13 protein-coding genes are annotated in these 12797 nt (G+C 58.7%); 9 read left to right on the top strand and 4 right to left on the bottom strand.

All coding sequences use genetic code 11. The annotated features are described in order from the left end of the window. The first annotated feature begins 26 nt into the window (after positions 1-26). Genes ssuC through CFBP1590_RS25685 form a run of 3 tightly spaced genes read left to right on the top strand, consistent with a single transcriptional unit; the run spans position 27 to position 1875 of the window. Complete coding sequence (gene ssuC / locus CFBP1590_RS25695) at positions 27-824, top strand: aliphatic sulfonate ABC transporter permease SsuC (RefSeq protein ID WP_004882835.1); 798 nt, start codon at positions 27-29, stop codon at positions 822-824. Beyond that, positions 821-1633 (top strand): aliphatic sulfonates ABC transporter ATP-binding protein, encoded by an 813-nt coding sequence (gene ssuB, locus CFBP1590_RS25690; protein WP_088236195.1) that lies wholly within the window; start codon positions 821-823, stop codon positions 1631-1633. Before ssuC ends, ssuB begins: the two co-directional genes overlap by 4 nt. 26 nt (positions 1634-1659) lie before the next feature. Then, on the top strand, positions 1660-1875 hold the full coding sequence (locus CFBP1590_RS25685) for a TOBE domain-containing protein (RefSeq protein WP_002555770.1): 216 nt from the start codon (positions 1660-1662) through the stop codon (positions 1873-1875). Between the two features lie 120 nt (positions 1876-1995). Here the strand turns inward: CFBP1590_RS25685 and CFBP1590_RS25680 are convergent, their stop codons facing one another. Continuing rightward, on the bottom strand, positions 1996-3333 hold the full coding sequence (locus CFBP1590_RS25680; RefSeq protein ID WP_029243868.1) for a delta-60 repeat domain-containing protein: 1338 nt from the start codon (positions 3331-3333) through the stop codon (positions 1996-1998). A 233-nt stretch (positions 3334-3566) separates the two neighbouring features. On the opposite strand from CFBP1590_RS25680, the gene CFBP1590_RS25675 reads away from it, so the two are divergent. Further along, positions 3567-4673: an RHS repeat-associated core domain-containing protein gene (locus tag CFBP1590_RS25675; protein WP_088236194.1), complete on the top strand. Its 1107-nt coding sequence runs from the start codon at positions 3567-3569 to the stop codon at positions 4671-4673. Between the two features lie 6 nt (positions 4674-4679). Here CFBP1590_RS25675 and CFBP1590_RS25670 read toward each other — a convergent pair whose 3' ends face one another. Both CFBP1590_RS25670 and CFBP1590_RS25665 read right to left on the bottom strand, forming a co-directional pair. Further along, a complete protein-coding gene (locus CFBP1590_RS25670) occupies positions 4680-5312 on the bottom strand; it encodes a TetR/AcrR family transcriptional regulator (RefSeq protein ID WP_073169270.1) in 633 nt (210 codons plus the stop codon). A gap of 77 nt (positions 5313-5389) precedes the next feature. Beyond that, entirely contained in the window at positions 5390-6319 is a 930-nt protein-coding gene (locus CFBP1590_RS25665) for a 2-hydroxyacid dehydrogenase (protein WP_088236193.1), read from the bottom strand. Positions 6320-6600: 281 nt separating this feature from the next. Here CFBP1590_RS25665 and gabT point away from each other — a divergent pair, with 281 nt between their 5' ends. The 3 genes from gabT to CFBP1590_RS25650 all read left to right on the top strand — a co-directional run bounded on the left by gabT (position 6601) and on the right by CFBP1590_RS25650 (position 9177). Next, the gene (gabT, locus tag CFBP1590_RS25660) at positions 6601-7905 is read left to right on the top strand and encodes a 4-aminobutyrate--2-oxoglutarate transaminase (RefSeq protein WP_088236192.1); all 1305 of its coding nucleotides are present in this window, start codon (positions 6601-6603) and stop codon (positions 7903-7905) included. A gap of 79 nt (positions 7906-7984) precedes the next feature. After that, positions 7985-8641 (top strand): HAD family hydrolase, encoded by a 657-nt coding sequence (locus tag CFBP1590_RS25655; protein ID WP_088236191.1) that lies wholly within the window; start codon positions 7985-7987, stop codon positions 8639-8641. A 47-nt stretch (positions 8642-8688) separates the two neighbouring features. Continuing rightward, positions 8689-9177: an Lrp/AsnC family transcriptional regulator gene (locus tag CFBP1590_RS25650; protein WP_002555947.1), complete on the top strand. Its 489-nt coding sequence runs from the start codon at positions 8689-8691 to the stop codon at positions 9175-9177. Between the two features lie 71 nt (positions 9178-9248). On the opposite strand, the gene serA is transcribed toward CFBP1590_RS25650, so the two are convergent. Then, a complete protein-coding gene (gene serA, locus CFBP1590_RS25645) occupies positions 9249-10478 on the bottom strand; it encodes a phosphoglycerate dehydrogenase (RefSeq protein WP_004882828.1) in 1230 nt (409 codons plus the stop codon). 161 nt (positions 10479-10639) lie between these two features. Here serA and CFBP1590_RS25640 point away from each other — a divergent pair, with 161 nt between their 5' ends. Both CFBP1590_RS25640 and CFBP1590_RS25635 read left to right on the top strand, forming a co-directional pair. Then, positions 10640-12034, top strand: coding sequence for a D-2-hydroxyglutarate dehydrogenase (locus CFBP1590_RS25640; RefSeq protein ID WP_088236190.1), 1395 nt, complete (start codon positions 10640-10642; stop codon positions 12032-12034). A 72-nt stretch (positions 12035-12106) separates the two neighbouring features. Continuing rightward, the gene (locus CFBP1590_RS25635; protein ID WP_029243862.1) at positions 12107-12772 is read left to right on the top strand and encodes a fumarylacetoacetate hydrolase family protein; all 666 of its coding nucleotides are present in this window, start codon (positions 12107-12109) and stop codon (positions 12770-12772) included. Positions 12773-12797: the final 25 nt, after the last annotated feature.

The following is a 12797-nucleotide window of genomic DNA, read 5'->3' as shown; positions in this document are numbered from 1 at the left end:
CACAGGCCCTTCGAGGAGACCACTCCATGAGCCTCAGTGCTTCGCAACGCCTCATTCACCGGCTGGCGCCCTGGGCGTTACCTGTTTTGCTGCTGGCGGTCTGGCAACTGTCGGTCAGCGCCGGCTGGTTATCCACACGTATTCTGCCTGCACCCAGCGCTGTCATCGAAGCCGGTGTGACGCTGGTTTCCAGCGGTGAAATCTGGACACACCTGGCCATCAGCGGCTGGCGTGCAGGTTTGGGCTTTGTGATCGGCGGCGGTATCGGCCTGGCGCTGGGCTTCATCACCGGCCTGAGCAAGTGGGGCGAGCGCCTGCTGGACAGCTCGGTGCAGATGATCCGTAACGTGCCGCACCTTGCGCTCATCCCGCTAGTGATTCTGTGGTTCGGCATCGATGAAACCGCCAAGATCTTTCTGGTGGCGCTGGGCACGCTGTTCCCGATCTACCTGAACACCTATCACGGCATTCGCAATATCGACCCGGCCTTGGTGGAAATGTCGCGCAGCTATGGCCTGTCCGGCTTCAGCCTGTTTCGCCATGTGATCCTGCCAGGCGCCATGCCTTCGATCTTGGTCGGCGTGCGCTTCGCGCTGGGCTTCATGTGGCTGACGCTGATCGTGGCTGAAACCATCTCGGCCAGCTCCGGCATCGGCTATCTGGCAATGAACGCCCGTGAGTTTCTGCAAACCGACATCGTGGTGCTGGCAATCGTGCTGTACGCCGTGCTCGGCAAGCTCGCCGACCTGGCGGCGCGGGGTCTGGAACGGGTCTGCCTGCGCTGGCACCCGGCCTATCAAGTCAGCAAAGGCGGTGCCGCATGAGCAATCTGAAACAACAACCGGCACATCTGTTGCGCGGCATTCCACTGGCGATTCAGAACATCAAGAAGGCGTTCGGCTCGCGTGAAGTGCTCAAGGACATCGACCTGCACATTCCGGCGGGACAGTTCGTGGCCGTGGTCGGTCGCAGCGGCTGCGGCAAAAGTACCTTGCTGCGCCTGCTGGCCGGACTCGACAGCCCGACTCAAGGCGCGCTGCTTGCAGGCTCCGCACCGCTTGGCGACGCCCGCGAAGACACGCGCCTGATGTTTCAGGAAGCACGTCTGCTGCCGTGGAAAAAGATTATCGACAACGTAGGCCTTGGCCTGACGGGCGACTGGCGCGGACAGGCTCTCGAAGCGCTGGAAGCGGTCGGTCTGGCCGAGCGCGCCAACGAATGGCCCGCCGCATTGTCCGGTGGACAGAAGCAGCGCGTCGCACTGGCGCGGGCTTTGATTCACAAGCCGCGCCTGCTGTTGCTCGACGAACCGCTGGGTGCGCTGGATGCGTTGACGCGCATCGAAATGCAGCAACTGATCGAAAAACTGTGGCACCAGCATGGCTTCACTGTGCTGCTGGTGACGCACGATGTCAGCGAAGCCGTTGCCATTGCCGACCGCGTGATCCTGATCGAAGAAGGACGCATCGGCCTCGACCTGCTGATCGATCTGCCACGCCCAAGAGCGCGTGGCTCGCATCGTCTCGCGGCGCTTGAAACCCAAGTCCTCAATCAGGTGCTGGCCATTCCCGGCTCGCCGCCTGAGCCTGAACCTTCTTCACCCTTGCCCACGCAACTGCGTTGGGCGACTTAACTCCGATCCCCAAAGGAAGACCTGCCATGACTATCAAAGCCATCAACGTTCGCAACCAGTTCAAGGGCACCATCAAGGAAATCGTCCACGGTGACGTGCTGTCCGAAATCGATGTACAGACCGCGTCCGGCGTCGTGACGTCGGTGATCACCACCCGCTCGGTCAAAGAGCTGGAGCTGGTGGTGGGCAGCGAAGTGATTGCTTTCGTGAAATCCACAGAGGTCTCGATCGCCAAACTGTGAACACGCTTAAACACCCGACCCCGAACGGTGAAGACCCTTCGGGGTTTTTATCATTGTGCTCGGCAGGTTGAGGTGCTCATGAAAGACCTCTCGCCCTGCTTGCAAAGACCGGGCATACACTCAAGAAGGCAGTGTAAATCGTGCTACAACGGGGTGACTGATGTCCACATTGCCACCCACCAGTAATGCTCCATCTTCCTGTAGCTTCAGAGCGGTAATTCGATCCTGACTGCCCATTTCCGACTTGGCCCATCCAGAGTCGGTAAAAGACTTATCGGCAGTGCCATCAGGCAACAGGCGTGCGACAAATCCCGCACCATTATTGGTGCCCTGCCAAAAACTTCCGCCAATGATGAGCCGCTTGAGCGCATCAATTTCGATGCCGTACAGCAGGGTTGCCGACTCATCGATTGAATAAAGCATTGGACGGCCACCACTGAACTGGCTGTCTGGAAGTCCATCCGCGTTCAGTTTGAACAAGGCACCTTGATAGCTCTTTACGTCAGCCGGGGACGCATTACCAAAGCCCCAGTAGCCGCCATCGTCATCAGGCCGTAAATCAACGATATAGCGCACTGTTGCGTTTTCACCCGGCGCGGGATCGAACATCAAGTAGCCCGCTGCGCCATAACCGGTGTCAACTGAGCCATCTGCATTCAGACGAGCGATGAAGCCTGTTGACGCGTATTTACCCTCAACAGGTTCCTGCATGGATCCCCAAATGAGATGTTTGCCGTCCTTCAATGCCAACTGTCCTCTCAAACCTGCAAGCCCGTTGGGTGATGTGTGTCTGATTGTGGTAACGCCGCCGTCTCCGAACGATGCGTCCAGTGCACCTTGATCGGTGTATCTCAGAACGTAGGCATCGGGGAGGTTTTGAAGGGTGGCGTAAACGATAACGCCTGAATCTGACAGGTGTTTTGAACTGCTCGCAGCCGCTTGTTGAGACATGGCGGCCTGAAGAACGCCAGCTTCCGGTTCGACGGGCGGATCGGGCCTGACTGGCGTGCTTGCAGAACCCGCTTTTCCTTGTGATTCCAAAGGCAGGTATTGAACGATAAACCCGTTTTGATTACCCCCGAACGTTGAATCCAGTTTGCCAGATTTGTCGACGCGGGCCAGACCCAACGCACTGGCTCCATGAGCCACAGGGCATAGCAGGTATTTTTCATCCGGCAACGTAATAACCTGATTGAAAACCCAGGCAAAGTTCGACGCATCGAATTGCGGGATTATGTAGCCTGAATCTCCGTACGATGTGTCCAGCTTTCCAGCGTCAGAAAGACAGACGAGGCCGCATTGAGAGGCGTCGGAAAAGCATGAAATGATTTTTTCGTCCGAGCGTTGTTCGACCGCATACACGATGCCGGTCCCCAGAGCCTTCAGTCTGGATATGCCGCCTTCACCAAAACCGGTGTCCAGCAGGGGGCCTTTGGATTGCTTGTCTTGATGACTCATGATGTTCCCTCATCATAAAGAGTGGATGTATTGACGTGGTCATCCATGGTTTCTGGAAAGACATTGCCTTCGCCAGCCAATCATCGAAACGCCACGCTGTAAAGTGTGCGCCTGTCGGCTCTGCAGGAAGCGGCTGTTGGTCGGCGTTAGGGACCGGGCTAGCAGTTTTGACAGGTGTCGCCTGTGCCCGGTTTGCAGGATGCTGAGCGTCTGTTGCTCTTGGAGGGCTCAACATGGCATTCCCCACGAACGCAGTGCTCAGCCGTTATCGCTACGATGCGCTTGATCGACTGACCGCCAGCACGTCTGCGGGACGGCCGGATGTGAAGTGCTTTTACCAGAAAAGCCATTTGGCGACGGAAATTCAGGGCTCCGTGACGCGCATTGTTGTTCAGCACGATGATCTGCTGCTGGCCCAGGCACAAGTCGAAAATACTGACACCATCGTCAATCTTCTTGCCACCGATCAACAGCGCTCTGTGCTCAATAAGTTGGGCAGTTCCGGCCCGGAAGCGATGGCCTATATGCCTTACGGACATCTCCCGGCTGAAGTCAGCTCGGCCTCGTTGATGGGCTTCAATGGTGAACGCTGCGATCCCGTGACCGGCCATTATTTGCTGGGCAACGGTTATCGAGCGTTCAACCCGGTGTTAATGCGGTTCAACAGTCCGGACAGCCTGAGTCCGTTCGAGGAGGGGGGCTTGAATGCGTATGCCTATTGTCAGGGGGACCCGGTTAATTTTGATGATCCGACAGGGCATATGCCCAGGTATTTAGCATTACTTAAGATGCAGCCTGCCAAGCGCGCAATGGTTTTTGGGGCTGAACATTCTTCGCTGCCAAGAGTGATGGGGTCATTACCTGCAGGGCACGCCGTTCCCGGAGTGGGCAACGGGGTTCCCGTTTCATCAACGGTTGCCAGTACAGCCTCTGTTGCCTCGCGATCACCCACTCAGCCAATACCGTCTTCCGAAGTCAATGTAACCTCGCCTTCTGTTGCGAAACCAGGCCGGTCCAGAAAGCGCAATGCGCTACGGGATGATGGAGCCGCCAAGGTCAAAAAAGCAAAAAGGGAATATGAGTCTGCAATGGAAAGTTTTGCTGTTACCAACAGTTTGCTTGGGGCAGATCCTTATCTGCTCGGACGACTCGATGCCCGAGCAACGCTTCGGGAGGCCGCATACAGAAAACTGAATAACGAATATATGGATGCAAATCGGTCAAAGCCAGGCTTCAGCCAAGCAGCGTTTGATGAGAATCGGACTTTGCTGAACGCTGCGAACAGAAGGATAGAAACTTATGCCCAGACGTCTAGTGAAGTGGCCACCATTCGTCAATAAGGGCTCTCAAACAGATCTCTTCGGCAAATAAACCGGCAAGTACAACCCCACATACGCATCAAACACCCGCATCCCTTCCACCGCCATGCGCGGGGTAATCTCACCGTGCAGTTGCACCGACCGGGCATACACCCGGTCGCCTAGCTCCATGGCCAGCGCGAACACGTCCACGTCGTCCGGCAGCGCGGGCAGGTGGAAGTGGCGGTTGAACACCTCGAGCATCAAGTGGCCCAGTTCAATGTCGTGCTGACGGTCAGCCTGATTGATCTCGGTCAGGCCGTGCTGCGCCAGGATCAACTGGCGTGCGGCGGCGTCGGCGTTGTAGATGTCCAGCATGCGCATCTCCACCACCCGCGACAGGTCTCGCCAGTTGTCGAGCGAATCATGTTCGATAGGGGCTTGCAGGGAGGCGCGAAAGGCTGCATGGATGTCTGCCGTCAGGGCTTCAAGCAACGCCGGTACGCTGGCGAAGAAGTGATAGACCGAGGACGGCGGAATACCCGCACGCTCCGCCACGCTGTAAATCGACAGGCTGGCCACTCCTTCCGACGCCAGCAACGTACGGGCCGCGTCCAGAATCGAGTCGATCCTGGCCTGGCTGCGTGCTCGGGGTTTGCGCGGGGCGGCGGTACGGGTCATGACAAGGCTCTCGGTTGAACGAGCGCCATTGTAAGACAAACCCTTCATGCCTGTCGGTAAGCGAAGCGGCTCGTGGTTCAGTAACCCTGGCCGCGATCCACCTGACCCTTCATGACTTCGCCACGCTCGAAGCGTCGAATATTGTCCAGCAGCCCCGGGAACGCGCTTTCCGGCTGGGTCATGGCCGCCACGTGTGGCGTCAGCAAAATGTTCGGGTGTGCCCAGAACGGATGATCGGCCGGTGCTGGTTCTTGTTGCAACACGTCCAGCACCGCAGCGCTGAGCTGGCCGCTGTCCAGCGCCGCCAACAGATCCTGTTCCACCAGATGCCCGCCACGGCCCATGTTGATCAGCGCGGCACCGGGAGGCAATTGCTCGAACAGCGTGCCATTGAGGATGCCTTCGGTTTGTCCGGTCAACGGCAGTACGCACAGCAGAATGTCGCACTGGCCGAGAAAGGCTGGCAGTTGCGCTTCGCCTGCGTGGCAGGTCACGCCCTCGACGTGATGTTCACTGCGCGCCCAGCCTGACAGCTTGAAACCGAATGGTTTCAGCGCCGACAGAATCTGCTGCGCTTGCAGGCCCAGGCCCATCACACCCACCCGACGTTGGTGAGCAGGCGTCAGTGGATGTGCCTTCCAGCGTCCTTCTACCTGCTGTTGCCGATAGCGCAGCATGTCGCGATGCAGGCTCAGCACCGCGAAGGTCGCGTATTCGTACATCCCCCGGCCAATGCCCGGATCAAGCAGACGCGCGACAGGCAACGATGCCGGAATGCGGCTCAGGTCCAGTTGATCGACACCCGCCGACAGGGCGAACAGCACCTTCAGATTCGGCAGTAACGTCTGCAGATCATCCGGTGCCAGCCAGGCGCCCAGATAGTGAACGTCGTCCGGATTACCGATGTGTGGCCATTCCCGCCATTCGATGTCTGGCGCGTGCTCGGCGAACAGCACTCGCCAGCGTTCGGCGCGTGCAGGATCGGCTTTGTAGAGGAAGGCGGGCATGGGCTTTTCCTGAGTATGAAAGTGGGGCTCCATCTTGCCGCAAGTACGAAGCACGATCTGTTGAAAGGTCTATTCCCAAGCACGCTACGCGCTGAAAAAGAGCGTTTTGCGGCAGATTAACCGGCCTTCGGCGGCTTGAAGGAATCTGCCGTTTGCGAGGCAAAAAACAGTGGATATGGACGTCTGGGCGGCCAAGTTCGGCTTAGATCGTTTCGCCGAACGCTTAACCTGAACAGCATCGCAGCCACCCGCCGGTTGCCTGGCTCACTATAGGTAAAACCATGAACAGCAAAGTCGACGAAACACCTCATCTGCTCCGTCAGCGCGATCAGTTCGTGCCGCGCGGCATTGTCACGGCCCACCCGCTGGTCATCGACCGCGCGCAGGGTTCCGAGATGTGGGACGTCGACGGCAAGCGTTACCTGGACTTCGTGGGTGGCATCGGCGTGCTGAACATCGGCCACAATCACCCGAACGTGGTGAAGGCAATTCAGGGCCAGTTGGAAAAAGTGACCCATGCCTGCTTTCAGGTGGCGTCCTACCAGCCTTATGTGGATCTGGCCAAGCGCCTGAGTCTATTGGTTGCCGGCCAGAGCGGCATCGATCACAAGGCCGTGTTCTTCACGTCCGGTGCCGAAGCGGTGGAAAACGCGGTGAAGATCGCCCGCGCTCACACCAATCGTCCGGCGATCATCTCATTCCGAGGCGGCTTTCACGGTCGCACGCTGCTCGGCACCACGCTGACCGGCATGAGCCAGCCTTACAAGCAGAACTTCGGGCCGATGGCGCCTGAAGTGTTTCACACCCCGTATCCGAACGAATACCGCGGCGTCACCAGCGAAATGGCGTTGGCCGCACTGCATGAACTGCTGGCGACCCAGGTTGCGCCTGATCGCGTGGCGGCCATTCTCATCGAGCCTGTGCAGGGCGACGGTGGTTTTCTGACCGCTCCGGTCGAGTTTCTGAAAGCGCTGCGGGCGCTGACCGAGCAGCACGGCATCGTGCTGATCCTGGATGAAATCCAGACCGGTTTCGGTCGTACCGGCAAGTGGTTCGGTTTCGAGCACGCCGGTATCCAGCCGGATCTGGTCACCGTCGCAAAGAGCCTGGCGGGTGGCATGCCGTTGTCGGGCGTGGTCGGTCGCGCCGAGATCATGGACGCACCGCTTCCGGGCGGTTTGGGCGGCACCTACGGCGGTAATGCGCTGTCCTGCGCCGCCGCGCTGGCGGTCATCGACACCTACGAACAGGAAAATCTGCTGGCGCGTGGCGAGCAACTGGGTCAGCACCTGCGTGCAGGCCTGCTCAAGCTGAAAGAGCGTTACAGCTGCATCGGCGACGTGCGCGGCACCGGTTTCATGCTGGCCATGGAAATGATCAAGGATGACGCCCAACGTAGCCCCGACGCTGACCTCAACTCGAAGATCATCGATCAGGCACGCATCGGCGGACTGCTGGTGATCAAGTGCGGCGTGTACCGCAACGTGTTGCGCTTCCTGGCACCGCTGGTGACCACCGAGCAGCAGATTGACGAAGCACTGACCATCCTCGACGCCGCGCTGGCACGAGTATTGAAATCCAACTGAGCCCAGGCCCGGTCATGGCGTTGCAAGACGCTGCGACCGGGCGCCTTGGTTCACTGTTGGAAAGGAGACGTTGCCTGCCATGGGGCTTATTGATTACCGCGCACTGCTGATCGATTGTGATGAAGTTCTGGTGGATCGCGACTCCGGGGTTTGGACCGCCTTGCAGCCGCTGCTGGACAACGCCATGTCCGCACCGGACCGGGATGCTGTGCTGACCGAATTCAACGCGGTCATCGCTACGCTCTATCCGCGTTTTGATGAGCTGGGCTTCAGTGGTCTGTTGTGTTTTGCCCATCGCCAGCTGGCCGAGCGACTGGGCATCAAAACCAGTTGGGAGGAGGGCATGACCTTCGCCCGTTCGGTACCCAATTGGACGCTGTTCGAAGACGCACCCGGCGCCATGCTCTATCTGCGCAAGTTCTACCGACTGCTGGTCTACGCCGACCGTGATCTTCAGGACCGGGGTCTGCTCTGTGAGCGGCTGGGGCTTGAGCCTGACAGCCTGCTGTCGCTGACAACCCATCCACTGGACGATCCGCAATGGCTCGTCGGAATGGATCTGGACCCTGCCGAGACCCTCGTGGTGTCGCGTCCGCCCGCCACCGCGTTGGGCAACGGCGGTCTCTGTCTGATCCGCAGAAGCCGTGCGCAACACAGCCAGCCATGTCCGGCAGACATCTGTATCAACAGCATGGCCGATCTGGTCGCTCAGCATCAGCTGTCCTTACGGCGCTGATTTTGCTAGAAGGTAGGCACTGTGAACGGCACAACACGAGGTAGGTAATGGAAGGCTTGGTCAAACTGGATCGGATTGATATCAATATCCTGGTAGAACTCCAGAAAGACGGGCGCATGACCAACGTCAGCCTCGCCGATGCCGTCGGGCTGTCAGCGAGCCCCTGCCTGCAACGCGTCAAGCGCCTGGAGTCGGCAGGTTACATTTCCAGCTACAAGGCGCACCTGAATCTCGCAAAGATCACTGAATCGGTCACGGTGTTCACGGAAATATCCCTCAGTGACCACAAACGCGAAGACTTCGCCAAGTTCGAAGCCAACATTCGCCATGTGGACGAAGTGCTGGAGTGTCACTTGATCAGCGGCGGCTACGACTATTTGGTGCGCTTCATGACCCGCAGCATTCAGCACTATCAGGAAGTGATCGAAGAACTGCTGGACAAGAACATCGGCATCTCCAAGTACTTCAGCTACATCGTCATCAAATCCCCGGTCATGAAAGACGGCGTGCCGTTGCGCAAACTGCTGCGTCACTGACATCTAGCGCACGTAGAACCACCCACAAAAAAGGAGACCCGAAGGTCTCCTTTTTCAATGCCGCAGGGCTATCAGAACAGAACGCGACTGCGGATAGTGCCTTTGATGTGCTGCAGCTTCTCTTGCGCCAGATCCGAGTATTCGGCGTCGACGTCGATCACCACGTAACCCACTTTCTCGTTGGTCTGCAGGAACTGACCGGAGATGTTGATGCCGTTCTCGGCGAAGACCTTGTTGATCTCGCTGAGCACGCCGGGGATGTTTTCGTGGATGTGCAGCAGGCGGTGCTTGCCAGGGTGAGCGGGCAGTGCCACTTCCGGGAAGTTGACCGAGGACACCGAGGTGCCGTTGTCGCTGTACTTGACCAGCTTTTCTGCCACTTCCAGTCCGATGTTGGCCTGCGCTTCGGCAGTGGAACCACCGATGTGCGGGGTCAGAATCACGTTGTCCAGGCCACGCAGCGGGCTTTCGAAGATGTCGTCGTTCGAGCGTGGCTCGACCGGGAACACGTCGATGGCCGCGCCGATCAGGTGCTTGTCCTTGATTGCATCAGCCAGGGCGTCCAGCTCGACCACGGTGCCGCGCGCCGCGTTGATCAGGATCGCGCCTTTCTTCATGGCACGAATTTCCTTCTCGCCGATCATCCACTGGGTGGACGGCAGCTCAGGCACGTGCAGGGAAACGATGTCGGCCAGACCCAGCAGTTCGTTCAGGCTGGTGACCTGGGTTGCGTTGCCCAGTGGCAGCTTGGTCAGCGGGTCGAAGAAGAACACCTGCATGCCCAGGCTTTCAGCCAGAACCGACAACTGCGTACCGATCGAGCCGTAGCCGATGATGCCCAGCTTCTTGCCACGGATTTCGAACGAGTTGGCAGCGCTCTTGATCCAGCCGCCACGGTGGCAGGACGCATTCTTCTCGGGGATGCCGCGCAGCAGCAGGATGGCCTCGGCCAGTACCAGTTCGGCGACCGAACGGGTGTTGGAGTACGGCGCGTTGAACACCGCGATACCGCGCTCACGAGCCGCGCCCAGGTCAACCTGGTTGGTGCCGATGCAGAAGCAGCCGACCGCGACCAGTTTCTTGGCGCAATCGAACATTTCTTCGGTCAGTTGGGTGCGGGAGCGGATACCGATGAAATGAGCGTCGGCGATCTTTTCCTTCAGCTCGGCTTCCGGCAGAGACTTGGTGTGGTACTCGATGCTGGTGTAACCGGCTGCCTTGAGGACGTCGACGGCGGATTGATGGACGCCTTCGAGAAGAAGGAACTTGATCTTGCTCTTGTCGAGGGAAGTCTTGCTCATCTGCGTAAACCTGTGTCCCGGAGAAAATTGGCAGGGGGTGGCCGAAACGGCGTCAGGCGCTGTTCACGGGGGGCGTATGCTAGCATAAGCCCCCCGCGAAACCCCATTCTTGAACGTGAACCGTTCTCAGGATGCCCATGAATTGTTCGAGAGTTGAGTCCATGACCCATCCCGCTTTGATTGATGAGCTCAAGACCCTGGTCGACCCCGGCAAAGTGCTGATCGACGAGGATTCCCTGCAGACTTACGGCAAGGACTGGACCAAACAATTCGTCCCGGCCCCGCTGGCCATCGTGTTTCCCAAGACCATTGAACAGGTGCAGGCCATCGTGCGCTGGGCCAACGAGCGTCTGGTCGCGCTGGTGCCTTCGGGCGGCAGAACCGGGCTCTCGGCCGCTGCGGTGGCGGCCAACGGCGAGGTGGTGGTTTCGTTTGACTACATGAACCGGATTCTGGACCTCAACCTGACGGATCGCACGGCCGTCTGCCAGCCGGGCGTGATCACCCGGCAATTGCAGACAACGGCTGAAGAAAACGGGCTGTATTACCCGGTCGACTTCGCCTCGTCAGGCTCCAGCCAGATTGGCGGCAACATCGGCACCAATGCGGGCGGGATCAAGGTCATTCGCTACGGCATGACGCGCAACTGGGTCGCAGGCCTCAAGGTCGTGACCGGCAAGGGCGATCTGCTGGAACTGAACAAGGACCTGATCAAGAACGCCACCGGTTACGACCTGCGTCAGTTGTTCATCGGGGCCGAGGGCACGCTGGGCTTCGTGGTCGAAGCCACCATGCGTCTGGACCGTGCCCCGCGAAACCTGACCGCCATGGTGCTCGGCACCACCGACTTCAATTCGATCATGCCGGTGCTGCATGCCTTCCACGGCAAGCTCGACCTGACGGCTTTTGAATTCTTCTCCGACAAATCCTTTGCCCGGGTCATGGCGCGGGGTGACGTGCCTTCGCCGTTCGATACGCCGTGCCCGTTCTACGTATTGCTGGAATTCGAAGCCACCACCGAGGATCTGGCCAATCAGGCGCTGGCGACTTTCGAACACTGCGTCGAACAGGGCTGGGTGCTGGATGGCGTGATGAGCCAGAGCGAGCAGCAATTGCGCAATCTGTGGAAGCTGCGCGAGTACATCTCCGAAACCATCTCGCACTTCACGCCCTACAAGAACGATATCTCGGTCACTGTCTCGAAAGTGCCACAGTTCCTGGCTGAAATTGACGCCATTGTCGGCGAACACTATCCCGACTTCGACGTGCTCTGGTATGGCCATATCGGCGACGGCAACCTGCACCTGAACATCCTCAAGCCGGAAAACCTCGACAAGGACGAGTTCTTCATCAAATGCGCCCGCGTCAACAAGTGGGTGTTCGAGACGGTAGAGAAATACAACGGCTCGATTTCTGCCGAGCACGGCGTCGGCATGACCAAGCGCGACTACCTGACCTACAGCCGCTCGCCGGTCGAAATCGAGTACATGAAAGCCATGAAAGCGATCTTCGATCCGAACGGCATCATGAACCCCGGCAAGATATTCGCTGTTTGACGACTGTCGTAACGTTTCACAACGCGTTATAAAACCTTATAAAAACCGCCTTTATCAGACTCAGGAGACGTCATGAGCTACCAGCACAAATATGTCGATGGAACGAATATCCACTTTCCGCTGGGCAAAGTGGTGTGTATCGGTCGCAATTACGCTGAGCACGCCAAAGAGTTGGGCAACCCGGTTCCCACCGAGCCGTTGATCTTCATGAAGCCGGGCAGCGCGGTGGTTGCACTGGAAGGCGGTTTCACCATTCCAGCCGACCGTGGTTCGGTGCATTACGAAGCCGAAATCGTGGTACTGATCGGCAAGCCGTTGACCAAGAATCCATCCCGCGAAGAAGTGCTGGATGCCATCAGCGGTTTTGCCCCAGGTCTGGACCTGACCCTGCGTGACGTGCAGTCGCGTCTGCGTGAGAAGGGCCTGCCGTGGGAACTGGCCAAGTGCTTCGATGGCGCTGCGGTCATCGCACCGTTCGTGCCGGCCGAGACCTTTCCGGACCTGACCGACATCGGCATTCGTCTGACCATCAACGGCAAGGTTGTCCAGGACGGCAACAGCAGCCTGATGCTCAACCCGATCGTGCCGATGATCCAGCACATGGCGGCCAACTTTTCCCTGCAGGCCGGTGACATCATCATGACTGGCACGCCAGCGGGCGTAGGGCCGTTCGAAGCCGGTGACCAGATCGTTCTTGAACTGGGCGGTCAGACGCCATTCGAGAGCGTCGTTCGCTAAGCGTTTCGAAAAGCGCTCACCGAAA

Origin of the sequence: Pseudomonas viridiflava (assembly GCF_900184295.1) — a bacterium.
Taxonomy (GTDB): domain Bacteria; phylum Pseudomonadota; class Gammaproteobacteria; order Pseudomonadales; family Pseudomonadaceae; genus Aquipseudomonas; species Aquipseudomonas viridiflava.
The sequence above is the reverse complement of the archived record's forward strand: the minus strand, read 5'-3'. Positions and strand labels throughout refer to the sequence as shown.

Excerpts from the sequence above, each read along its gene's own strand:
- ssuC (WP_004882835.1), top strand. The coding sequence starts at position 27 with ATGAGCCTCAGTGCTTCGCAACGCCTCATTCACCGGCTGGCGCCCTGG.
- ssuB (WP_088236195.1), top strand. The coding sequence starts at position 821 with ATGAGCAATCTGAAACAACAACCGGCACATCTGTTGCGCGGCATTCCA.
- CFBP1590_RS25685 (WP_002555770.1), top strand. The coding sequence starts at position 1,660 with ATGACTATCAAAGCCATCAACGTTCGCAACCAGTTCAAGGGCACCATC.
- CFBP1590_RS25680 (WP_029243868.1), bottom strand. The coding sequence starts at position 3,333 with ATGAGTCATCAAGACAAGCAATCCAAAGGCCCCCTGCTGGACACCGGT.
- CFBP1590_RS25675 (WP_088236194.1), top strand. The coding sequence starts at position 3,567 with ATGGCATTCCCCACGAACGCAGTGCTCAGCCGTTATCGCTACGATGCG.
- CFBP1590_RS25670 (WP_073169270.1), bottom strand. The coding sequence starts at position 5,312 with ATGACCCGTACCGCCGCCCCGCGCAAACCCCGAGCACGCAGCCAGGCC.
- CFBP1590_RS25665 (WP_088236193.1), bottom strand. The coding sequence starts at position 6,319 with ATGCCCGCCTTCCTCTACAAAGCCGATCCTGCACGCGCCGAACGCTGG.
- gabT (WP_088236192.1), top strand. The coding sequence starts at position 6,601 with ATGAACAGCAAAGTCGACGAAACACCTCATCTGCTCCGTCAGCGCGAT.
- CFBP1590_RS25655 (WP_088236191.1), top strand. The coding sequence starts at position 7,985 with ATGGGGCTTATTGATTACCGCGCACTGCTGATCGATTGTGATGAAGTT.
- CFBP1590_RS25650 (WP_002555947.1), top strand. The coding sequence starts at position 8,689 with ATGGAAGGCTTGGTCAAACTGGATCGGATTGATATCAATATCCTGGTA.
- serA (WP_004882828.1), bottom strand. The coding sequence starts at position 10,478 with ATGAGCAAGACTTCCCTCGACAAGAGCAAGATCAAGTTCCTTCTTCTC.
- CFBP1590_RS25640 (WP_088236190.1), top strand. The coding sequence starts at position 10,640 with ATGACCCATCCCGCTTTGATTGATGAGCTCAAGACCCTGGTCGACCCC.
- CFBP1590_RS25635 (WP_029243862.1), top strand. The coding sequence starts at position 12,107 with ATGAGCTACCAGCACAAATATGTCGATGGAACGAATATCCACTTTCCG.